25 protein-coding genes and 2 pseudogenes are annotated in these 20,750 nt (G+C 67.8%); 10 read left to right on the forward strand and 17 right to left on the reverse strand.

Features of this window, described 5'->3' with window-relative positions; translation table 11 throughout:
• Nucleotides 1-723, forward strand: a pseudogene (locus tag AB0K18_RS47875) (rhamnogalacturonan lyase); the annotation flags it as partial.
• 40 nt (nucleotides 724-763) lie between these two features.
• On the opposite strand, the gene AB0K18_RS47880 reads toward AB0K18_RS47875, so the two are convergent.
• Complete coding sequence (locus AB0K18_RS47880; protein ID WP_364929085.1) at nucleotides 764-1,204, reverse strand: hypothetical protein; 441 nt, start codon at nucleotides 1,202-1,204, stop codon at nucleotides 764-766.
• A gap of 45 nt (nucleotides 1,205-1,249) precedes the next feature.
• On the reverse strand, nucleotides 1,250-1,798 hold the full coding sequence (locus tag AB0K18_RS47885; RefSeq protein WP_364929088.1) for a GNAT family protein: 549 nt from the start codon (nucleotides 1,796-1,798) through the stop codon (nucleotides 1,250-1,252).
• An 83-nt stretch (nucleotides 1,799-1,881) separates the two neighbouring features.
• Between AB0K18_RS47885 and AB0K18_RS47890 the strand changes: the two genes are divergently transcribed.
• Nucleotides 1,882-2,835: a DUF6461 domain-containing protein gene (locus tag AB0K18_RS47890; protein WP_364929091.1), complete on the forward strand. Its 954-nt coding sequence runs from the start codon at nucleotides 1,882-1,884 to the stop codon at nucleotides 2,833-2,835.
• A gap of 1 nt (nucleotide 2,836) precedes the next feature.
• On the opposite strand, the pseudogene AB0K18_RS47895 reads toward AB0K18_RS47890, so the two are convergent.
• The 5 genes and pseudogenes from AB0K18_RS47895 to AB0K18_RS47915 form a co-directional block, all read right to left on the reverse strand.
• Nucleotides 2,837-3,046: pseudogene (locus AB0K18_RS47895) on the reverse strand (RNA 2'-phosphotransferase); the annotation flags it as partial.
• A gap of 286 nt (nucleotides 3,047-3,332) precedes the next feature.
• Nucleotides 3,333-3,662 carry a DoxX family protein gene (locus AB0K18_RS47900; RefSeq protein WP_364929094.1) on the reverse strand — a complete coding sequence of 110 codons (330 nt, stop codon included), beginning with the start codon at nucleotides 3,660-3,662 and terminating at the stop codon, nucleotides 3,333-3,335.
• Nucleotides 3,663-3,771: 109 nt separating this feature from the next.
• A complete protein-coding gene (locus tag AB0K18_RS47905) occupies nucleotides 3,772-4,650 on the reverse strand; it encodes a sigma-70 family RNA polymerase sigma factor (protein ID WP_364929096.1) in 879 nt (292 codons plus the stop codon).
• Between the two features lie 133 nt (nucleotides 4,651-4,783).
• Nucleotides 4,784-5,260, reverse strand: a complete 477-nt coding sequence (locus AB0K18_RS47910) for a hypothetical protein (protein WP_364929099.1) — start codon at nucleotides 5,258-5,260, stop codon at nucleotides 4,784-4,786.
• A 5-nt stretch (nucleotides 5,261-5,265) separates the two neighbouring features.
• Entirely contained in the window at nucleotides 5,266-5,619 is a 354-nt protein-coding gene (locus AB0K18_RS47915) for a hypothetical protein (protein ID WP_364929102.1), read from the reverse strand.
• A 38-nt stretch (nucleotides 5,620-5,657) separates the two neighbouring features.
• Here AB0K18_RS47915 and AB0K18_RS47920 point away from each other — a divergent pair, with 38 nt between their 5' ends.
• Nucleotides 5,658-5,831, forward strand: a complete 174-nt coding sequence (locus AB0K18_RS47920) for a hypothetical protein (protein ID WP_364929105.1) — start codon at nucleotides 5,658-5,660, stop codon at nucleotides 5,829-5,831.
• Nucleotides 5,832-6,158: 327 nt separating this feature from the next.
• Here AB0K18_RS47920 and AB0K18_RS47925 read toward each other — a convergent pair whose 3' ends face one another.
• Together AB0K18_RS47925 and AB0K18_RS47930 are read right to left on the reverse strand one after the other, a co-directional pair.
• Nucleotides 6,159-6,764 carry a LysE family translocator gene (locus AB0K18_RS47925; RefSeq protein WP_364929107.1) on the reverse strand — a complete coding sequence of 202 codons (606 nt, stop codon included), beginning with the start codon at nucleotides 6,762-6,764 and terminating at the stop codon, nucleotides 6,159-6,161.
• Nucleotides 6,761-7,498, reverse strand: a complete 738-nt coding sequence (locus AB0K18_RS47930; protein WP_364929110.1) for a metallophosphoesterase — start codon at nucleotides 7,496-7,498, stop codon at nucleotides 6,761-6,763. Before AB0K18_RS47930 ends, AB0K18_RS47925 begins: the two co-directional genes overlap by 4 nt.
• Nucleotides 7,499-7,558: 60 nt before the next feature.
• Between AB0K18_RS47930 and AB0K18_RS47935 the strand changes: the two genes are divergently transcribed.
• Nucleotides 7,559-8,158 (forward strand): CGNR zinc finger domain-containing protein, encoded by a 600-nt coding sequence (locus AB0K18_RS47935; protein ID WP_364929113.1) that lies wholly within the window; start codon nucleotides 7,559-7,561, stop codon nucleotides 8,156-8,158.
• Nucleotides 8,159-8,165: 7 nt separating this feature from the next.
• Here the strand turns inward: AB0K18_RS47935 and AB0K18_RS47940 are convergent, their stop codons facing one another.
• The 3 genes from AB0K18_RS47940 to AB0K18_RS47950 form a co-directional block, all read right to left on the reverse strand.
• Nucleotides 8,166-8,609 carry a hypothetical protein gene (locus AB0K18_RS47940; RefSeq protein ID WP_364929116.1) on the reverse strand — a complete coding sequence of 148 codons (444 nt, stop codon included), beginning with the start codon at nucleotides 8,607-8,609 and terminating at the stop codon, nucleotides 8,166-8,168.
• Nucleotides 8,610-8,680: 71 nt separating this feature from the next.
• Nucleotides 8,681-8,875 (reverse strand): hypothetical protein, encoded by a 195-nt coding sequence (locus AB0K18_RS47945; protein WP_364929119.1) that lies wholly within the window; start codon nucleotides 8,873-8,875, stop codon nucleotides 8,681-8,683.
• Nucleotides 8,872-9,384 (reverse strand): serine hydrolase, encoded by a 513-nt coding sequence (locus AB0K18_RS47950; protein ID WP_364929122.1) that lies wholly within the window; start codon nucleotides 9,382-9,384, stop codon nucleotides 8,872-8,874. Before AB0K18_RS47950 ends, AB0K18_RS47945 begins: the two co-directional genes overlap by 4 nt.
• Before the next feature lie 194 nt (nucleotides 9,385-9,578).
• On the opposite strand from AB0K18_RS47950, the gene AB0K18_RS47955 reads away from it, so the two are divergent.
• Both AB0K18_RS47955 and AB0K18_RS47960 read left to right on the forward strand, forming a co-directional pair.
• Entirely contained in the window at nucleotides 9,579-10,076 is a 498-nt protein-coding gene (locus AB0K18_RS47955; protein ID WP_364929125.1) for a SigE family RNA polymerase sigma factor, read from the forward strand.
• 4 nt (nucleotides 10,077-10,080) lie between these two features.
• On the forward strand, nucleotides 10,081-11,070 hold the full coding sequence (locus AB0K18_RS47960) for a hypothetical protein (protein WP_364929128.1): 990 nt from the start codon (nucleotides 10,081-10,083) through the stop codon (nucleotides 11,068-11,070).
• Nucleotides 11,071-11,131: 61 nt separating this feature from the next.
• Here the strand turns inward: AB0K18_RS47960 and AB0K18_RS47965 are convergent, their stop codons facing one another.
• The 4 genes from AB0K18_RS47965 to AB0K18_RS47980 all read right to left on the reverse strand — a co-directional run bounded on the left by AB0K18_RS47965 (nucleotide 11,132) and on the right by AB0K18_RS47980 (nucleotide 14,301).
• Entirely contained in the window at nucleotides 11,132-11,608 is a 477-nt protein-coding gene (locus tag AB0K18_RS47965; protein WP_364929130.1) for an SRPBCC family protein, read from the reverse strand.
• Between the two features lie 103 nt (nucleotides 11,609-11,711).
• Nucleotides 11,712-12,731 (reverse strand): hypothetical protein, encoded by a 1,020-nt coding sequence (locus AB0K18_RS47970; RefSeq protein WP_364929133.1) that lies wholly within the window; start codon nucleotides 12,729-12,731, stop codon nucleotides 11,712-11,714.
• Nucleotides 12,728-13,078 (reverse strand): PadR family transcriptional regulator, encoded by a 351-nt coding sequence (locus AB0K18_RS47975; protein WP_364929136.1) that lies wholly within the window; start codon nucleotides 13,076-13,078, stop codon nucleotides 12,728-12,730. Before AB0K18_RS47975 ends, AB0K18_RS47970 begins: the two co-directional genes overlap by 4 nt.
• Nucleotides 13,079-13,248: 170 nt before the next feature.
• The gene (locus AB0K18_RS47980; RefSeq protein ID WP_364929139.1) at nucleotides 13,249-14,301 is read right to left on the reverse strand and encodes a hypothetical protein; all 1,053 of its coding nucleotides are present in this window, start codon (nucleotides 14,299-14,301) and stop codon (nucleotides 13,249-13,251) included.
• A 130-nt stretch (nucleotides 14,302-14,431) separates the two neighbouring features.
• Between AB0K18_RS47980 and AB0K18_RS47985 the strand changes: the two genes are divergently transcribed.
• The gene (locus tag AB0K18_RS47985) at nucleotides 14,432-15,529 is read left to right on the forward strand and encodes a histidine kinase (RefSeq protein ID WP_364929244.1); all 1,098 of its coding nucleotides are present in this window, start codon (nucleotides 14,432-14,434) and stop codon (nucleotides 15,527-15,529) included.
• The gene (locus AB0K18_RS47990) at nucleotides 15,469-16,098 is read left to right on the forward strand and encodes a response regulator transcription factor (RefSeq protein ID WP_364929142.1); all 630 of its coding nucleotides are present in this window, start codon (nucleotides 15,469-15,471) and stop codon (nucleotides 16,096-16,098) included. Before AB0K18_RS47985 ends, AB0K18_RS47990 begins: the two co-directional genes overlap by 61 nt.
• Nucleotides 16,099-16,461: 363 nt before the next feature.
• On the opposite strand, the gene AB0K18_RS47995 is transcribed toward AB0K18_RS47990, so the two are convergent.
• The gene (locus tag AB0K18_RS47995) at nucleotides 16,462-16,614 is read right to left on the reverse strand and encodes a hypothetical protein (protein ID WP_364929145.1); all 153 of its coding nucleotides are present in this window, start codon (nucleotides 16,612-16,614) and stop codon (nucleotides 16,462-16,464) included.
• A gap of 95 nt (nucleotides 16,615-16,709) precedes the next feature.
• Between AB0K18_RS47995 and AB0K18_RS48000 the strand changes: the two genes are divergently transcribed.
• Nucleotides 16,710-17,582: an alpha/beta fold hydrolase gene (locus tag AB0K18_RS48000; protein WP_364929148.1), complete on the forward strand. Its 873-nt coding sequence runs from the start codon at nucleotides 16,710-16,712 to the stop codon at nucleotides 17,580-17,582.
• A gap of 897 nt (nucleotides 17,583-18,479) precedes the next feature.
• Nucleotides 18,480-20,519, forward strand: coding sequence for a hypothetical protein (locus AB0K18_RS48005; RefSeq protein ID WP_364929151.1), 2,040 nt, complete (start codon nucleotides 18,480-18,482; stop codon nucleotides 20,517-20,519).
• Nucleotides 20,520-20,750 lie beyond the last annotated feature (231 nt).

The following is a 20,750-nucleotide window of genomic DNA, read 5'->3' on the forward strand; positions in this document are numbered from 1 at the left end:
GTCTACGGCGCCATGGCCGTGGACGACAACGGCGCCGGCCTGTGGTCCACCCGCACCGGCCACGGCGACGCCCAGCACCTCGGCGACTTCGACCCCGCCAGGTCCGGCCTCGAATACTTCAAGGTCAGCGAGTCCACCTCCCAGCCCGGCTCGCTCTACATCGACCCCCGCAACGGCGGGATCCTCTGGTCCTCCCCGTCCGGTTCCGACAACGGCCGCGGCGTCGCGGGCGACATCTCCACGGTCAGGGTCGCGAGCGAGTTCTGGTCGGCCGCCGACGCGAACCTGCGCAGCGTCACCGGCAACAACGCCGGCCGCAAGCCCTCCTCGATCAACTTCCTCGTCTGGTGGGACGCCGACCCCGTCAGGGAACTGCTCGACCAGACCCGCATCGACAAATACGGCACGAACGGCGACACCCGCCTCCTGACCGCCTCAGGCGTCCACTCCAACAACGGCACCAAGGCCACCCCGTCCCTGTCGGGCGACATCCTGGGCGACTGGCGCGAAGAGGTCATCTGGCCCACCAGCGACAACCGCGCCCTGCGCATCTACTCCACCCCCACGCCCACGGACCGGCGCATCTACACGCTGATGCACGACCCGCTCTACCGCGTCTCGGTGGCCTGGCAGAACACCGCGTACAACCAGCCCCCGCACACAAGCTTCTTCCTCGGCGACCGCATGCCCACGGCCCCCCGCCCCGACATCTACGTCCGCTGACCCCGAGGGGTGGCACCGGCCAGGTTCGGTGCCACCTCCCTCACGCCAGGAGCAGCATGACGGCCCAGGTGGTGAGGGAGGACAGGGCGGTCGCCACCCACAGGCGGAAGCGGCCGGGGGCGGAGGCCCAGGCGGCGACCGTGTACGCGATGACGCCGCTGAGCGCGTACACCCCGAAGGAGAAGCGCCCGAGCGCCCAGAGCGCCATCAGCAGCAACAGGCCGAGCACGGCGGCCGGCCAGGCCGGGCGGATGCCCAGGAGGTGCAGCAGCGGCCAGGCGAGCAAGGTCATGGCCCAGCGGCCTGTCCGCAACGACTCCACGAGCAGTCCCAGACAGCCGAGGTACTCGCTGCAGTACCGGGAGCCGGGGAAAAGGCGGGCTATCAGCACCGCGACCACCGCGAGCAGGGCCGTCAGGGTGAATCCGGCCAGAGCGCCGAGCAGGAGGCGTCGGCCCTCGGTCATGGATAAGCCGTCCATCTCCGCATGGTGACATGTCGTGATGTGCGGCGACCACGACGGAGATCAGCTTGATGCGAAGCCGTCACCCAGCTCGTCCCGCGTCAAGGAGCCCACCCAGGCGTCGACCCGCCTCCCCCGGTGGAAGAGCCGCTTGCGCAGCGTCCCCTCCACCACGAACCCGGCCTTCTCCGCGACCCGCCGCGACGCCGTGTTGCCGACCTCGCACCGCCATTCGATGATCTCCAGGCCGAACGTCGCGAAGGCCCATTCGCACGCGGCCCGCACCGAGGCGGTCGCGACCCCGCGCCCGCGTGCCCGCGGGTCCACCCAGTAGCCGACCTCGGCGATCCCGTTCGTCCCCAGCCACACCCCCACTCGGCCGGACCTGACCCCGTCCTCCTCCACCAGGAACTCCATCCGCTGCCCGCTCCTCCGCCCCTCGATGGCGAGGTGCTCCACGAAGTACGCGGCGTCCTCCCACCGGTAGGGGGACGGCAGCTCGACCCATCGCCGCAGCTCGGCGTCCTGTGACACCTCATGGACCCACGCGATGTCGTCGGTCGTGAACGGCCGTGACGTCAGCCGTCCCGCCCTGATCGAGGAGTCACGCACGAGCTTCTCCCGTCGTCGATTCTGTCGGTCCCGTACGCCATGATCGGCCTCCTGCGACGTCCGTACACCCCCCAAGGAGCACCATGGCCACCACCGGCGCGTCAGACTGGTCCGGCATCACCTACGACAGCTGGACGAACCTCCACGCCATCCGCGCCCGCCTCGACGCGGGCGCCGACCCCGACGCGGGCGTGTTCCCCTTCGGATGCCCCCTCCACGAGGCGGCCGAGCACGGCTCGCCCGAGGTGGTGGCCGAGCTGGCCCGCCGGGTCACCGACGTCGACGCGCTGCACGAGGGCCGCACGGCCTTATGGACGGCCGTCTTCCACCACCGCCCCGACAACGCCCGCGCCCTGGTCGCCGCCGGAGCCGACCCGTGGCGGCCGATGATGAACGGCTGGTCACCCGGCCGCCTCAGCCTGGCCACGCCCACCCCTGACCTGTTCGCGCCGCGCGACGGCGAGGCCGGCCTGACCGACGACGAGCAGGCCGCCGTCGCAGCGTCGCGGCAGCTGATCGACACCGTCGAGTGCTTCGACGACGACGGCTACAGCGTCGCCTGCGTGGCCGGCGTCACCGCCGCCGAGGCCGCCAGGCGGCTCGGCGGCATGCCGGCCGACGACGTCGACATCGAGGAGGTCATGGAGGACATGTGGTCGGAGGAGTACGACGACCTCATCGGCATCACCGACGTGCCCGGCGGCTGCGTCGTCGTCCAGCCGTGGGGCTACCGCGCCGCTGACCCGCACGTCATGAAGCCCCTGTCGGCCGGCACGGTCTGCTATGGCCTCTTCGCCAACCCCAAGAGCGGCAACCAGGGCATCGTCATCCGCGACGGCGAGACCGTCGCCTGGGACACCCACCCGGGCGGCGGCAGCGTCTCGGAGGACGACTCCGCCGAGGAGATCCTCAGGACCTGCCTCTACCAGGGCGCGGCCGTGGCCTACTGCTACGCGGGAGCGGGCCTGCTGCCGTCCGACGCCCGCTCGCTGACCGAGGAGGCCGGCACGTGGGTGACGCTCCCCGACGAGGAATAGCTCAGGAGGGAAACCTGAGAGAGGACGGCGGCACGTGGTCCACCAGCCACACCCCGTTGGCGCTGCGCATGAAGGTGTGCCCGTCGGCGTGCATCGCCCCCGACGCCACCACCAGCACCACCGGCGCTCCTCGCCGCGCCCCCACCCGCGTCGCCGTCTCCCGGTCGGACGACAGATGCACGTGGTGCCGGCTCATCGGCCGCAGGCCCTCCCGCAGCTCCTCTGGCGTGATCGGGAAGCCTTGCTCGGCGGCGGCCCGCAGCAGCTCCCCGACACGCCTTCGACCTGGCCCCGCGCATCGCCGCCACCTTCGGCGTCACCCCCTTCACGCCGGCGGGTGACATGGAGGTGCGGGGCGCCGGCGTGCTCAGCGGTGCTCGTTCTCCTTGAGCTCGACGACCCAGGCGCGGCGCTTGACGGTCTCGATGTTGCGTGACAGGTCTGCTCCATTTCCCCGTAGGCGAGTCGGAGCGGCCGGAGCGTGCTCGACATCCTCCTCAGACCATGAGGGTGACGGCCACGGGAACGAGGTACAGGATCGGGAAGACGACGGTCTTGTACGACCGGGCGCGCAGCACGGTGACGACGGCGCCGAGGAAGTACACCACCAGCCCGATCCCGGCCAGCACGCCGATCACCGGCACGGCCAGGCCGACCAGCAGCCCCGCCGCCCCCGCGGCCTTGGCCGCGCCCAGCCAGGGCCACCACGAGGCGGGCACCCCGTACGTCCGCAGCGGTTCGACGACCCACGCGGCGCGGGTGAGGATCGCGTACGCGGAGAAACCCACCCAGGCGGCGGCCAGAACGGTGACGATGATGGGAACCATCGGGTGCTCCTTGCTCTCGAATGACGCCGGGCCGGTAGCGCCCGTCACCGCCCTGACCCGCCGCCGGACGGCGATGTGACCGGCGGCGGGAGTGACGTACGTCACGCGATCAGCCGAGCACCGCCACGTCGAGCAGGCCGAGCCGCTCGGGCTCGGCGACGACGTCGATGGCGGTGATGAGCCCGTCGTCGATCGTGAAGGTGAGCGCCACCCGCAGCCGGCCCTGCGGCGCCATGACCAGGCCGACCGCGCCGTCGAGCAGCGCGAGACCGGTGAACCTGGCCCGCTGCATGGCGGCCATCGCGCCCTTCGCGACGGCCTCGGCCCCCTGGACGGTGACGGGCGCGGCGGTGAGCATGACGGCCGCGTCCGCCCGCAGGGTGACCTCGGGGTGCAGCAACGTGATCAGCGCCCGGAAGTCTTGTCCGCGCGTCGCCGACAGGAACGCCTCGACGATCTCCCGCGTCCGGCCCGGCTCACGGTGCGGCGCGGGCGCCCCCCTGACCCGGCGGCGCGCCCGGCTGGCCAGTTGCCGGGCCGCCTCGGGTGAGCGTTCCAGCAAGGGGGCGATCTCCTCGAAAGGCACCGCGAACAGATCGTGCAGCACGAACGCCACCCGCTCGGCCGGGCTCAGCGTGTCGAGCACCACCAGCAGCGCCACCCCCACCGAGTCGGCCATCTCCACCTCGGCCTCGGGGTTTCCCACCGCCGCCGGGCCGAGCAGCGGGTCGGCCGCCTCCGTGTCCAGCGGCTCCTCCTGGCGGTGGGCACGCGAGCGCAGCATGTTCAGGCACACCCGGGCCACGATGGTGGTCAGCCAGCCGGCGAGGTTCCGCACCTCCGCGGTGTGGGCGCGGTCGGCCCGCAGCCACGCCTCCTGCAACGCGTCGTCGGCCTCGCTGAGCGAGCCGAGCATCCGGTACGCCACCGCGCGAAGGTGCCCCCGATGCTCGGCGAACCGCTCCGCCAGCCACTGCTGTCCGTCCATGTTTCCTCCGTCAGGCGAGGTGAGCACGCCCATCCTCGCAAGCGCCGGAGCTGAGGCTATGTGCCGGTGGTGCGGTTGTGGCGGGCGTACTCACCGTTCATGTGCACGTACGCACACCGCAGGCACATCGGACTCACGGCTCGACATTCAGGAACGCCATCTCATCCAGGGGCAGCCCCCGATCATCGACCTGCACTCCGCTGCTCTTGAGCGGCTCGACCGAGACGATGACGTACGGCCACGCGGCCGACTTCAGCCAGATCTCAGACCGCTCGCGATGCGACACCCGCCAGCCCAGCAGCTCCAGCCGGCGCTCCACCGCGGCGACCACGCCTTCCTTCGCGCTCCCTTCGAGGTGGAGCACGAATTCGGTCATCTCGACGTAGTTGTTCTCCCACTGGTGCAGGACGAGGGTCTCCTCATGAACGACCCGGCCGACGCCCCGCACCTCGGTGAGCGCGGCCGCGTCCACCCGCGCCACGCGAGGGCTGAACTGTAAGTGCAGCGCAGCCGCCACGAGGAGCACGACGGCCGAGAAAGCCACGGGCAGCACCACGACCTTCTGAAAGCTCAGCCGCTTCTTCTCCTGCTGCGCCCTGGCCCGGCCCATGGGCCCTAGTCAAGCACGCGCCGGCCCAGGACGAGGCGGCCAATGGGCGTCGTCGTCACCTGGACGTCCTCGAAGCCGCCGTCCCGCAGCTCCGCGGTCAGTTCCTCCGCCGTACGGACGGGTGGGACGCCCCGGGAGTCGGCGCACCGGATCTCCAGGCGGGACGTCACGGCCGCCGCCTCGGCCCGCTCCCGCAGCTCCTTGACCACGTCCTCGGCCCGCTCGACCCCGACCGCCCGCAGCTCGGGGAACATCGTCAGCGTGGTCAGCAGCGCTCCCCCGATGCCGCTGCCGAGGTCGAGCAGCGGACCGCCCGCGGCCAGCCGGTCGCGGTACGCGGGCACCGCGTCGTACGCCATCGAGAAGATCGCCCGCGTGGCGGCGGTCGGCAGGCAGCATGCCCCAGTTACGGGCGACGACCAGCGCGTCCTGCTCCCAGGTCCGCCGCACGTCCGGCGAGACCGCAGAACGCACCCGGTCGCGAGCCGCCGCGATGATGTCGATCGCGTCGTCCAGCCGCACCCCGGCGGGTGCTCCGTTCAGCGCCGCGAACTCCTCGGTGAGGACGTGAGCAGGCCCGTCCCCAGCACGTACGACCCCCGCGGCCACGAACACCTCGACCACCCGCCGCGCCCGCTCGGCAGACACCCCACCCGCCTCGGCCAGCGCCTCGACGGTCGTCGGCGTGGTCAGCAGGTCCAGCCACCCCGCCCCGGACGCCGCACGCAGCAGATCGACCACCAGCCCGCCGTCCGCCCACTGCAGCAGCCGCGCGCGGGCCCCCAAGGCGGCCTGTACGGCACCGAGCTCTTCGTTCATCCTGATCCCCCATGTATGCCTCGGTTCAGGAGGCTAGCCCCAATCTTCACAAGGCGTCCAGACCGAACGTTCTACCCACCTAAGCCGTGGCCGCCCGAACCCCGAGCACGACTAGCACCACCGCCGTCACCTTGCCCATCACCCGCCTGAACCGGGCCCTACGCAGGATCCCTGCCCCTCGATGCAGCAGCACCGTCCACCCCATCAGCCACAGGATCATCAGGAGTGCATGGGCGCCGGCCAGGGCGAGGATCTGCCCGCCGAGTGGACGTCCGGGCGCGAGGAACTGCGGCACCAGCGTCAGGTAGATGGAGGCCGCCTTGGGGTTGAGCACGTTCGCGAGCAGGGCCTGGGCGTAGACGGAACCGGTGCGCTTCGCCGGGTCATCCGGCGCAGGAGGCCGGGAACGCCAGGTCCACAGCCCGAGGCCGATGAGGTAGGCGGCGCCGGCGAGCTTGACGACGGTGAACGCCTGGCTGGAGTGCATGACGAGCGCCGACAGCCCGGCGACGGCGAGGGCCGCGTGCGCGTACAGGCCGCTGATGGTGCCGAGGACGACGGGTACGGCCTGGCGGCGGCCGCCGGTCGTGACGTGCTGGATCAGCAGGGTCAGGCTGGCGCCCGGCGTGGCGATGATCGGCAGGATCGCCAGGAGGAACCCGGCGACCGCGTACGGATGGATCACGGCAGCACGACGCGGTAGTGCGTGGTGAGGCGGAGGTCGTCGTCCAGGATGTGGAACGCGAGGCCGGGCGGCTGCTCGCGGTCGGCGGGCCGGTCACCCTCCCAGGGAAGGCGCAACGTCCAGGTGACGGCCGGCCCGACGATCAGCGGACGTCCCCCGAACGTGGACGCGGCCGCGGAGTGCGCATGACCGGTGAGCACGCCGACGACCTGCGGATGGGCGTCGAGCAGCGCGGCGAGGTCACCGGACGACTCCAGCCGGCCGGAGTCGGGCAACGGGTGGTGCAGCACGACGGGCGGCTGGTGGAAGGCGATCAGCGCGGGCGTGTCAGGGTCGAGCACGTCGTGCATCCAGGCGAGCGTCTCGGCGTCCAGCCGGCCCTCGTCGCGTCCGGGGATGGTGGCGTCGCACATCAGGATGGCGACACCGCCGACGTGGTGCACCTCGTTGACGGGCCCGTCGGCGGGCGGCCGACGCAGGAGCGCCTTCCGGTACGCCGCCCGGACGTCGTGATTGCCGGGACACGTGAAGACGGGGAAGGGCGCGTCCAGGATGCGGGCGGCCTCCTCGTACTCGGCCTCCTCGCCATGGTCGGCGATGTCCCCGGTGACCAGCAGGGCGTCGACCGGGCGAGGCAGCGTCCGCAGATGGTCCATGACCTGGGTGGCGCGCCGGGCCGCCCGGTCGCTGCCGTCGAGGTGCAGGTCGCTGATCTGGGCCAGCAGCAGTCTCATCGGGCTCCTAACGGTAAAACTTACATTTAGCGTTAGGGACGATAGGCTACAAAGGACGGCATGAGCAACCAGGAGGTTCGAGTGGAGCGCTGGCCGGCCCTGGAACTGGCGAGCACGATCCGCCACGACGGCAACGGCGGCGTCGCCGACGACCTGGCGACCCTGGAGGACGCGACCAACTGGCTCCACCAACAGGTCGATGCCGTGGACATCACCGTGGACGAGCAGCTCAGAAGCGAACTCGTCGAGCTGCGCCGCGCCATACGGGCCCTGTTCGCGCACGCGGTCAGCCCCGCCCCTCCCAGCCGCGCCGACGCCAACCGCCTGATGCCCCTCGACCAGGCCATGACCCACCTCAACGCGGCAGCCGCCCGCGAGGCGATCGTCCCGCAACTGACCTGGCCGGAAGGCGGCACACCGCGTACGGACGTGCTGTCAACCGAGCCCGACGGGAACGTCCGCCTGATCGCCGCCCTGGCCCGAGCCGCCATCGACTTCCTGAGCGGCCCGCACCGCGAGCAGTTGCGCGCCTGCAACGCCCCCCGCTGCGTCCGCTACTTCGTCAAAACCCACGGCCGCCAGGAATGGTGCAAACCCTCCTGCGCCAACCGCGCCCGCGCCGCCCGCCACTACCAACGCCACCACACCGGAGAACTTTGAGCTCTCCTCATCCGTCGACGCAGCTGTAGCCGTCCGCATCCCAGCAGTCGTACGCCGCCGAGGCCACGATCTTCACATCTTCGGTGCCCTCGACCGACACGTCGATGGTCCGCTCCCCGGCCTTCTTCGTCAGGTCGTACGCGTCACACCCAGCAGCACAGTCCCGGCTGCGCTCGGAGGCCGGACGACTGCTCCACCCCGCCCTCACGAAGGCGGCGACCACCTTCCGCGGCTTCACCTTCTCGATGAAGACAACCACATACGACCCGTACGTGGCGGAATCACAGTCGCTCTGGTCCTCCATGGACCCGACCAGCCCCGCCTCGGAGAGAACCGGGCCCACCATCTTCCGGACGAGGGCATTCTCATGATCCGCCCGCTCCTGACACAACCCTCCCCCGACGGCCACCTGCAGCACCGCGCACCCTGAGGAGAAGACGACGATCAGCACGAGGAACACCAGGACCGGCCAACGGTTCCCCGTCTTCGCCCGCACCGGGGGTAACGTGATCACCGCGCCAGTCAACCACGAGGTGCGGCGGTGGCGGCCCAGACGTACAGCGCGACCGGCATCGCGTACGGAACCAGCCGCACGAGCGCGCGCCAACCGGCCCGTCCCGCACGGCGACGAGCCCAGCGGCGGGCACGGCTGACTCCCAGCACGCCGAGCCCCAGGTTGAGCACGCTCAGGCCGGCCAGCCAGGGATCCGCGGTCATGGTGAAGGGCGCTGCTCCGGCGTCGGGGCGGCCCTCGATGAGGTCACGAGGCCGTCCGTGATGAGCAGCGCGTCGTCGCCGGAGATTATGCCGGTGTTGGTGACCACGGCGATGCCGTATTGGCTCGCGGGGAGAAGTGTCTGCGCGACGTTGTGGGTGAGCAGCCAGCCGGTGTGCTGGAGCCGGGGCGCTCCACCGGCGGTCTTCCCGGTGTACCAGCCCATGCCGTACGTGCTGCCGCCCACGCCGGAGGCGGTCTGGACGGTCCGGCGGATGTTCCCGGGCAGGGCGGGGCCGGCGCCGTTCTGCGCGATCAGCCACTTGGCCAGGTCGTCGGCGGTGCTGACCACGCCGAAGGAGCCGTTGAGGAACCACTTCGGCCGCCACGGCGTAGTTGGGGTTGTGGTAGGCCATCGTGGTGCCGGGCCGGGTGGTGAGCGGAGCGGTTCGCAGCATCGCGACGGCGTCCTTGAGGGCGTCCGGCGCGGGGAGCACTCGCGTGTCGACACATGCTCCGTGGCTGGCCCCTCCCCCTCGAACCGAGCGAGGATCTCGACCGGCTGCGCGACGACGCCTTCCGCCCTCGCCGGATAATCGAGCAAGCGTGGATCTTCCCAGAGCCGACCGCTTCTTGGGCCTGAGCAACCTTCCGTTCCTCCGGCGGCGTAAGGACGGTTGACTGTCGCTTGAGGAAGGACCGTACATGGCGGATGGATCGGAGTACGACGCGTTCGTCGAGGCGTCGTGGCACCGGCTGCTCCGCACCGCCTACCTGCTCGCCCGTGACTGGGGAGCGGCTGAGGACCTGGTGCAGACGGCGCTGCTGAAGGCGTGGCAGGCCTGGCCGCGCCTGGGCGACGAGCGTGAGGCGTACGTCCGCAAGATCATGGTGAACCTGCACGTCTCCTGGTGGCGGCGGCGCTGGAGAAGGGCCGAGCTGACCAGCGGGTCGCCGCCCGACCAGGCGCAGGCGGCCGACCACATGGGACAGGCCGACGATCGCGAGCTGGTCTGGCAGGCGCTCGGCCGCCTGCCCGCCCGGCAGCGGGCCGTCATCGTGCTGCGGTTCTTCGAGGACCTGAGCGAGGCCCAGACCGCTGCGACGCTCGGCTGCAGCGTCGGGACGGTCAAGAGCCAGGCGAGCAGGGCGCTGGCCAAGCTTCGGGTGGACAAGTCGTTCGCGTACGACAGGAGGGGGTAGCGCCATGCCCATCGACCAGCGAGAACTCCGCGACCTGCTCGCCGAACGCAGCAGCCCCGCGCTCGACCGCCCGATCCCCTGGCACGCACTGCGAGCCAGAACGCGCGGCGCGCGACGGCTCCGGCTCTCGGCCGTCGCCGCCGCCGTCACGTTCGCCGTCGCGGTCGTCGCCGGCGGTACGGTCGTCAGCCTGCGCGGGCCGGATCAGCCGACCACTGCGAACGTGACAGAAAAGCTCCCAAGCCGGTACGAGGAGTCCGACGGCACCGTCTACCGCAGGCTCGCCACCGCGACCTTCGACCCGGCGCGCCAGGCATCGATGCTCTTCGAGGTGGAGGTGAGCGGCAAACCGGTGGCCATCCTGCCCGACTGCCCGTCTCCCAAAGCGGCACCACCGCAGGTCAGCGCTGACGTGCCGGGCCTGGACAAGACCTTCACGCTGTCACCGGCGCCCTTCCTGATGAACGCGTGCGAGCGCGGCAAAGCGGTCGACGTGCAGCCCTTCCCCGCCGGGACGCGAAGGGTGATATTCACTGTCAAAGGCTCCCCCGGGCGCACGGCGCCGGGGACATGGCGGTTCGGCGTGTACGAGTGGACGCCGCCGTCCACGATGAAGACCGCCTCGCCTCCGGCGGAGCCGCCCGCGAAACTCGGGAAGGAGCTCAACCTGGCCGCCAAGGCCACCACCACCTGGCCCGACAGCCGCGAGGTGACGGTCACCGTGCCGAACAGGGGCCTCGGCCTGGCCGTCGCCACCTACTGCGGGGACGGTCTCGGCGACCGGCTCAGCCGGAAGGTGTGGGTAAACGGACGCCTGATCAAGGGCGGCATCGACTGCTCCTCCAAGCCGGGCGGGGGCGGCTTCCTCTACCTGGGCAAACGGCTGCTCAGCGGGAAGACGACCACGATCAGGGTCCGGCTGGAGACGTCCATCCCCGAATACCTGCGGCGCCCCGGAAGTCTGACGGTGGCCGTTTATGCCGGCGACATGTGACAGGGCTTGATCGCGATCTCAGCCTTAGGGGTCCGCCACCGTACCCGCAGGAAGCAGGCGATCATTGCATGGTGGTTTCGGTCGTACGCCTGATGTGCTCGTTACGCAGCAGGATCAGCTTGGTCATGTAACGGCGCAGGACGAGAGCATCGGCGAGGACGCCCAGGGGACCGGCGGGTGCCGCGAAGTCGACGATGTCTTTTATGAGGGTCGCTTCGACGCCGCTGTCGCCATCGTGCGTCGATGCGAAGGTGTGCGCGTGGCGCCAATACCGAAAGGGGCCGCGTACCTGTTCGTCGACGAAGTACGAGGGCCGGACATAGGCGCTGATCGTCGAGGTCAGGTGCCAGGTGAGGCCGAAGTGCCGCGCTCGCCACGTGACCTGATCGCCCAGCGAGAGCCGTCCGGAGGTGACCCCTGCGACTGCTTGCTCGCGCGAGCCGCGCATGGAAGAGGCGTGCAGCTCGACGGATAAGGACGCATCGAAGACGACCGGCGGCGGCGCGAGAACCAGGGTGGCCACCTCGAAACGAGACATGCGCGGATCCTAACCGCCGCCCGGCCGAGTCGGCCCTGACCTGAAGCACTTCTACGGCTCACGCTGGGTCCACTGCCAATCGTTGCCCAAGACCACCGGGACGCTAGCTGCCGTCTCGAAGTGGAACAGCCGGACGGGGCAGGACACGCAGCCCCGCAACGATCAGCGCCAGACACAGTGTCGCCAACGCCGCAGACTGAACGATCGCAGTGATGGCAAGCGACTGTTCGGGCCTTTCGACACCGATCAGAAAGACTGGTGACCGCTCAACGGCCATCGACGCCGCGGCGATGGCGAGACCCAATCGCCAGGCCGGCGTGGTGTCGCGCACCAGGCACAGCAGGCCTGCCGTCAGGAGCGCCGCCACTGTCACACCCTGCGGATCGATCCACATGGCCACCCAAACTGTCGGGTGGCCAGGCGCGACATCCGTGCCCGTGATGTTGGCGAAGGCGAGCGCGATGGCGATGTACGCCGCGGTCAGTCCCAGCGGCAGGGCGGTCATCGGCAGGGAGCGTCGCACCGGCGCGTCCACGTGGTAGGCGGTCAGCAGAGCCAGGACAGGCACCATGGCGCCCAGGACGTGAGGTGCGGAGTCGATGACCGATCGAGGCCAGGTGAGGGCAGCGATCCCGACCATGACCAGCACGTACACCAGGCCCAGCACGGCCAGGAGCTTGGCTGCCCGCACCTTGCCGAGCGCGAGCGCGGCGAAGGCGGCGACCGGAGCCAGACCCTCCGCCATCGCCAGGAGCTCCGGCACCTGCCGGCCAGGGGCGACGACCAGCGATCGTCCCGGCAGGTAGCCCAGGGCGTGTAGCGAGAAGAGCACGTCGATCCAGCCGATCACAGCCTGGTAGCCCAACCCGAGCAGGGCCACCAGCCTGACTGCGTCGCCGACGGCGCGGTAGCGGGGAGCGGCGCCGAGACCGCCGAGCCTGCTCCTGACCGCCAGCGCGGCGATGGAGACGGTCTCTCTCCAGCTCGGCCACGCGTCGTCTTCGTCGCGATCTTGCCCGGCGCCTTGAAGGAATGCCTCGACCATCTCCTCCTCACGCTCGGCCCGGTAGGAGGCGGGCAGCATCTTGAGGATGAGGCGGTAGCGCTGCTCCAGCAGGCTCACGCCGAACCTCCAGCGATCGATGGCCGGCTGGTGAGGCTGCTCCGGCGGGCACCGAGTCGCTGGACGGCGATCTGGAGGGTGCTGTTCAGTCTGGCAAGCTCCGCCGCGAGAGCCTCTTCCCCCGCGTCGGTGATGCGGTAGTAGCGGCGCAGACGTCCCGAGTGCGCCTCTTCGTGGTCGAGTTCCACCAGGCCGTCGGCGGTCAACCGATCGAGAACGCCATACAGAGAACCGATCTTGAGCTGCACCGTGCCTGCAGACAGCCGGTCCACTTCCTGCACGATCCCGTAGCCGTGCCGCGGCTCATCCAGGAGTGCCGTCAAGGCCAAGAACATCGGCTCCGTCATAGTCATTCCACCATTATAACCTGTCGCACAAGATATAGGAGTGTCCATGTGGCCGTGACGCGTGGCGTGCAGGTACCCAGCCAAGTAGTGCTGAAGTAGCGCCCACTGGCACCTTCCGAAGACCTCGGAAGACACGAGATCCCGCGACCTGTCACACCCCACCCGAGCGGTCACCGGGCAGTGCTCGCCGAGGTCCGCCCGTGATCCCCCCGTGCCGGCGCCTCACGTCGGCGACCAGCACCGACATCCACCGCATCTGCGTCGTCCTTGCGGCGCAGATGGTAGGAGACGGTGGCGGTGGCCAGCGCGGCACCCCAGATCGGCCAGAAGCACTCCGGCAGCCAGGCACCCCATTCGGACAGGGAGAACCGGCCTGCGATCGTCCAGCGGATGTACGTCAGCCCGGCCACGGCGATGATGATCGCGACGAACCCGGCCGGGATGACCGCCAGCAGGGGCGGTACCCGCCTGCCGCGCAGGCCAGGAATCCACCGCGGGAAGATCTCCCCCCATCGCTGAGTGAGCCCGAGGGTGAGCACGCCGCCGAACGCGCCGAAGGTCGCCAGGTAGGCGCCCGCCAGCCACAGGCCGTCCTCGCCTTCGGCCAGGAACTCCGGGCTCACTCCGAGCGGGATGCCCAGCGCCCACGCCCACCGGGTGGCGCAGTACGCCAGAGGCACCGCGACGGCCACGTACACGGCTGCGCGGCCTCGCTGCGGCGTGAACCAACGCGTGCGGGCCTGGCCACGGCCGTACGCCAGCGCCGTGGCGGCCAGCAGCAGTCCGCCCAGCACGCAGAGAAGCTGGTTCAGGACGGGCCATGGCCAGGCATCGGCGAAGGTGGCACCGCCCAGGCTCCAGCCGAAGACCGGTGCCACCAGCAGCAGCGGCGTGTAGGCGACGCCCATCATCAGCCGCGAGTCGGGAACCACCAGGACCAGGATCGCGGCGAGCGGCCACGCCAGGAACAACGGAGCACGCCGATCGCTCCTGCGGGTGAGCGCCAGCGCCGTCGCCGCAGTGAGCAGGCCGAAGGCGGCGATCCACCAGCCGAAGCGCGGCGTCGTCCCGGCCAGGATGGACAGCGCGCCGTCCGGGTCGGGGTCGGAGGCCCCCCAGGGGAAGCCGGGCAGGCCGAGCGCCCACGCCGAGCCGAGGGCACCGTAGGCCAGCGCCCACAGTGCCGCCGCGTAGCCGCGCCAGACAGAAGTGATGGTTCTCATGTGATCAGCGTCGCCGGGCGGCAGGCCGGCGGACCAGATGCCGTTCGGCACCCTCGGCCATCGCCGCAGGTGCCGTTCGGCACCTATGGCCCGTTTTCGCGGTGGACGTATCGTCGGTCCGGTGAGCTGGATGTGGATTGTCGTGTCGATAGCGCTGCTGGTTCCGGTCGCGGTGGTGGCGGCGGCGCTGTCGCGGTCGTCGCTCGAGCCGCGTCTGCCTGCGCTGACCTGCGTGGCCGCGGCCGGGTCGCTGGCCGTCACGCTGGCTCACGTCATCGGCATCCTGCAGCCCGTGCCGGGCGCCGCCGCATTGGGGGTGATCGAGAGTCTGGCCTTCATGACGCTGGCCGGCCTGATCGTCCGACGCGTGCCGGCACAGCGGGCCGCGGTGACCGCGCCGGTGGCGGGCCTGGCCTCGGCCACCTGGATGCTGCGCTTCTTCACCCCCGCCTCGCCGCTGGAAGCGCTGGGCGCGTGCCTGTTCTGGGGGTTGGGCGCGCTCCTGGCCGCAGCGGTCGGGGGTTACCTGCGTTCTCTCGAGGTACGGCAGTCCCGCGCCGTGGCCGACACCCGCACCGAGTTACGGCTTCAGCTGGCCAGAGACCTGCACGACTTCGTCGCCCACGACATCAGCGAAATGGTGGCGCACGCCCAGGCGGGCAGGGTCGCGGGCGATCCGCTGCAGGCGCTCGAACGCGTCGAAGCCGCCGGCCAGCGCGCCATGTCGATGCTGGACCGTACCCTGGACACGCTGCACCACGACCGGCCCCTCACCTCCACGGGTGACCTCAGCGGCATCCGCGAGGCAGCCGAACGCTTCTCCGCCGCCGGCCCCGCGCCGGTCCACCTGCGCATGGACCCGCAGATAGCGGTCACGGCGGAAACCGCGGTCCTGGCCTACCGGATCGTCATCGAAGGACTCACCAACGTCCGGCGGCACGCTCCCCAGGCCAGCCACGTCGACCTGGGCATCAGCGCCGGAGGAGGTCTACTGGAGATCACGATGACCAACGACGGCGTGACACGAGCGCGAAGTGGCCGGCGCGGCGGGTACGGCCTGCCCGGCCTGACCGCGCTGGTCCAGGCGCAGGGCGGTGAACTGGTCACCCAGGCCGTACCGGATGGGTGGTCGCTGACCGCGCGCCTGCCAGTGGCACAATCGCCGGAGTGTCCACCCGCATCCTCATCGCCGACGACCAGGAAGGCATCCGAAGCGCCTTCCGCATGATCCTCGACGCCCAGCCCGACATGACGGTCGTGGCCGAGGCCGCCGACGGACGCACCGCGATCGACACCGCCAGGACGATCAGACCGGACGTCGTGCTCGCCGACATCCGGATGCCCGGAGCCGACGGCATCGAGGTGGCCCGAGCCCTTGCCGACACCGACATCCACGTGGTGATCGTCACCACGTTCGGGCTCGACGAGTACGTCCACGCGGCACTGCGGCACGGCGCTTCTGGATTCATCCTCAAACGCTCCGGCCCCACCCTGCTCGTCGAAGCCATCAGGGCCGCGACGAATGGCGACATGCTCATCAGCCCGCAGCTCACCGTCCGGCTGCTGCGCCACCACGGTCTGCCGCACGAGACACCGAACGTCGTCCTCACCGAGCGGGAAGATGACATCGTGGCGCTGGTCTCGCACGGCAAGACCAACGCCGAGATCGCTGCGGAGCTCTTCCTCTCCGCGGGCACGGTGAAGAACCACATAGCGGCCATCCAGCGTAAGACCGGCGCCAGGAACCGCGTCGCCATCGCGGCCTGGGCATGGGCGACCGGCAGGGCCGAGCCCTGATCGCGCCCACCGACTCGGTGGTAGAGGAGCCGTCCGGGCGAACGCCCGATCCATGGGACGTCCCCATGGCTCATGGTCGTCGGGCCATCCACGCCGCGGCGAAGAACGGCACCGCCATGACCGTCGCGGCTGCGATCCAGCCAGGTGCAGGACCCGAAACCGCGCAGTCCCCATGGCGGCCAACCCAACGACCAGCGCCCATATCGGCAACGACCCTGGATGGGTGTTCACGAATGGCACGGACCAGGAGTGGAGTGAGCACTGAGAAGATCGCTGCCCGGCATGCCTGTTGATCGTTTCCCGGACTCGGAGGCGCATGCGCGGCACCGACCGCTGATACGCTCTCATACATGATCGAGAAGTTCATCCGTCTTCGTAATAGCTGAAGCGGTTTGCCCGCTGGTCGTTCAGCGACCAGCGCAATTTGCGGCGATCCCGCAGACAGGTGCTGTGGCACAAGCCGCGCACCGCATGGATTCCGCTCGCATGCGCGCCGACCGCCGGCTTCATTTTCACGGCTTGTCCTGCCGCGTTCTCACCCGGCTATCGCACGCCGTTCCCAGCAACGCAGGCATGTTCGCCATGCCTTCCCACGAAACGGACTGTTCTTCATGCGATCCATCTCCAACCACCCGTCGTCGCCCACGTTCGTCCTGGTTCACGGCTCCGGCAGCAGCTCTTTCATGTGGGCTCCCGTCCAGCGCGAGCTGGCGTTGCTCGGCCACCGCAGCTACGCCGTCGATCTGCCGGGCCATGGCCTCGACGCGCAGTACCCGCTCGCCTACCAGGCCCCCCAGGACCTCGAGGCGTGGGCGGTCGAGCCGTCGACGCTGGCCGGGGTCACCCTGCAGCACAACGTCGACACGGTCATCGACGTCGTGCACCGCGTGGCCGAGCACGGGCCCGTGGTGCTGGTGGCGGCCAGCCTGGGCGGCCTGACCATCACCGGGGTGGGCAACGCGATTCCCGACCTGGTGGATCGGCTCGTCTACATCTCGGCCTGGTCGTGCGTGCAGCGCGCCAACCCGATCGAGTACATGCAGGAGCCGGAGTTCGCCGGCAACCTGATGGGCCCGCTGGCCGCGTTCAACGTCGGTGACCCCGCCCGGCTCGGCGCCGGACGGGCCAACTACCGCACCGCGGACGCGGACCTGCTCGACGCGCTCAAGGCCGCGACCATGGCGGACGTCAGCGACGAGCAGTTCCGTGCGTTCCTCAACATCCTGCAGCCGGACGAGTCGATCGCGGTGATGACGGCCGACGCCCGCGTCGAGGCCGCCACGTGGGGCACGATCGCCCGCACCTACATCCGCCTGACCGGCGACCGATCCCTGCCGGTGGCCATGCAGGACAGGCTGATCGCCGAAGCGGACGCCCTGACACCCGGCAACCCGTACGACGTGCACACCCTGGACACCTCACACGTGGGGTTCCTGTTCAGGGCCGATGAGGTGGCCGCCATTCTGGACAAGGCCGCGATCTAGCAAAAGGCCGGGGATGGCTGGCGGTCGAACCGCTGGCCATCCCCTTCGCCTTCCGGCTCCCCTCGCCACGAACGCCACACGAGCCAGATGCAGCCTCACCCAAGGATCCGAAGACTCCGGAAAACACGAAATCCCGTCCGATGCAGATGATCGGACGGGACCCCGTCACTTCAGTCCGGCCGTTCCACGAACGGCCCTGGGTGGAGATGAGGGGATTCGAACCCCTGACCCCTTCGATGCGAAGGAAAACAGGCCAGTCTGATCATGTCGATCTGAGTCGATCGGGTGCCTCTCACCCTACAGAACGCTCCAGGGAGGACGCGTGCAGTCTGCGGGAGCCGCAAGGCGGTGGCTCCCAAGATTGGCTCCCGTAGCTCCTCCCCATGAGTGGAGAGGAGCCCTATGACCAACGACTACTTGGGGACGACAACGGCGGGCGTTCCCCTGAGGACACCCCCATGCTCGTCAGATATCCCTTCGCGATGACCAAACGACGATCGCGACTCATAGCCGTAGCTACCAGGCGCCGTCCTGGAACAGCACGGTCCCGCCGAGTGGCAGGCCCTCGTCGAAGTGCCAACCTGCCTAACCACAGCATGGTCAACGGCGATGCCCCGGAGAACCTCCGATACCCCCACTTTCCTCCGTGACTCGCCCAAGATTTGCACCGTCAGCAAGCAAGGAACAAGACAGAGCACTGCTGACCTCGACCAATAGGTCGCTAACGCTGACCGTTGATACCGCCAAGCAGGAGGCGCCCGCCAACCTAGCCCGCACCTGCCCTGGCCATCGCATCCCGACGGCTTTCGGCAACCAGCGCGGTCCAGTAACCGCCTGTGCCTGCGTAATTTCCCGGCTTCCTTCTCCCGCTTCCGCCTCTTGAGGTATCTATGACTTATGCGCGCGATCTCACCTAAGAACCGCAAGAGGTTGGGTCTCTCACTCTTCGCGATACTCACGGTCGCTACAGGAGTCCTCGTCAACCGCGTTGAAGGTATGTGGTGGATTCAGGCCATATGTTTCATAGCGGCAACGGTCTGCGTCGTACTGGCCACCGCAGTGAGCCAGTGGGGAAGCGCTGAGCATCAGCCTGCGATCATCCGTGACAGTCGGACGAGAAGGGCACGCAAGAAACTCGTCCAACAAATCCTTCCACGTCAGATCGACAGGCTGTCATCTATCTGGCTCGAGAACTCGGGCGAGCTCGTCCTTGACGCACCGAAGACGTATGTCGACATAAAAAAGGATACGCGCGGAAATCTCTATCGTTCCGGAAGGGATACAACAATAAATAGTACACTCGACGCTTTGCAGCGAGCATCGGGGCGACTAGCTATTCTGGGAGATGGCGGCAGCGGAAAAACCTACGCACTTCTCGGCCTGGCCAGCCATCTCGTTGATAGTGCACGAAAGAATTCCGACACACCCATTCCGTTCTATATTGATTTGGCGGGGTGGATCTCGGAAGGCGACTTCATCTCTTGGTGCCTCAACTCCATCACACAGAACTATGGCATTTCTAGAGATCTCGTTGAGTGGTGGGCTACACAAGGAGATCTTGCGCTCATCTTTGATGGCCTGGACGAGTTAGAACGCAGGCGCCGAGTCACGTGTGTGGCTAAGATTAATGAGATGATGAACCAGTACGGCTTGAATGATTTTGTGATTGCATCAAGAGCTGCAGAGTACCGAGCAGTGAAGGCGGGACTTAATGTGCGCGGCCAACTTGAGTTGCTGTCACTTACACATCAGGCGGTTTTAGAAATAGTTGAACAACGCGAAGCTGTCTATAGCGGACTATCGAAGAAGATAAGATCAGACAGGAAGCTTCGAGACCTACTGCGCACTCCGCTATTTATCGCGCTGGCACTAAACGTCTATGCAGACGCACCGTCGGAGACAATTAAGCTCGTGCGCGGCTCATGGAAGGCGACGATCTTAACAGAATTTTTTGCCAGAGTAGAATCACGAGCAACAAAGAGACACCCAAAGGCCGATCTCGGACTGAATGGATGGCTCCCGCGACTTGCTGCCCACCTGACTCTTCAGAATGAGAGCGTATTCTATCCAGACCGACTCCCGCGCACTCACATAACTCCGACACTAAAGCAGACGGTTGCGCGACGGGCCGCCTGGTATGCGAGCGCTATTTTCGCCAGCATATACCTTGGAGTTCGGCTGCCATATCTCTGGCTGATCGAAGGCGCTGAAACATTCCCTGTATATGCAGGCAGCACAATAGTTAGCGTAGTTGCATTTGTTGCGATGTTGCGCATATATGCAGTTTCCTGGCTCAAGAGGTCAGACGGCTTCCAGAACGGCCCAATAGAGAGGAAGGCGATATTCACTATCTTGATAAGATGGATAGTGGCATACTGTCTACTTGGAGCCATAGCAAACGGACTAATGCATGCTGGACAGCTGGGCAATCAAGCGATTGGTACTGCTTACTTCGCACTAACTGTGATGGTTGGAATCTATCCTGGCCTGGCACTAATTCGCGCGAGCACAACAAGTAGCACAGAGTCGGTACTTCCGAAATATCCAGGTCAAGAGAATCGCAGCCTTATCGCATCAAGCTTGGCAAGCATGGGCATTGTTGCCGGTGCAATGTATCTATCGATGTTCATGTGGGGCCTGCCTTGGAGTATGGCATACAAGGAAATTACTCCTATTCCACTAGCTGTAATTCTGCCTTATTTTATAGTGCCATTCGCCATCATCTCCGCACTCGCAAATGGTGGCATAGAGCTAATTTTCCGCTACACAGGATGGCAATTAGCTAGCAAAACGAGACTTCTCCCTAATCCGTACTGGCATAGCTTCTATTCGCTCCAAAAAATGTCCGTGCTGATTCCATCTCTGGGCGGATATACGTTTTCTCACTCGCTCATTCGTGAATACCTTGCGTCGCGTGCGAAAACGACTCAGTCCTGAGGTTGAGCCGATCGACCAGCTGGATCTTTCCCAGAGCTGACCACACCCATCACATGGGGGCGCGCGGGCGTGCAGCGCTCGCGAGGCTGCGAATTCCCGTGGGGAGTATAGACTAATTGTCGTACGCAGACCGTGAAACTGGAGCAGCGGAAAAAATGGAACAAAGGAATTGACCCTGCGAGGAATGCTTATATCTATCGATAACTCTACTGTGGGAACCAGTATGGATAA

Origin of the sequence: Nonomuraea sp. NPDC049421, assembly GCF_040677005.1 — a bacterium.
GTDB classification, from domain to species: domain Bacteria; phylum Actinomycetota; class Actinomycetes; order Streptosporangiales; family Streptosporangiaceae; genus Nonomuraea; species Nonomuraea salmonea.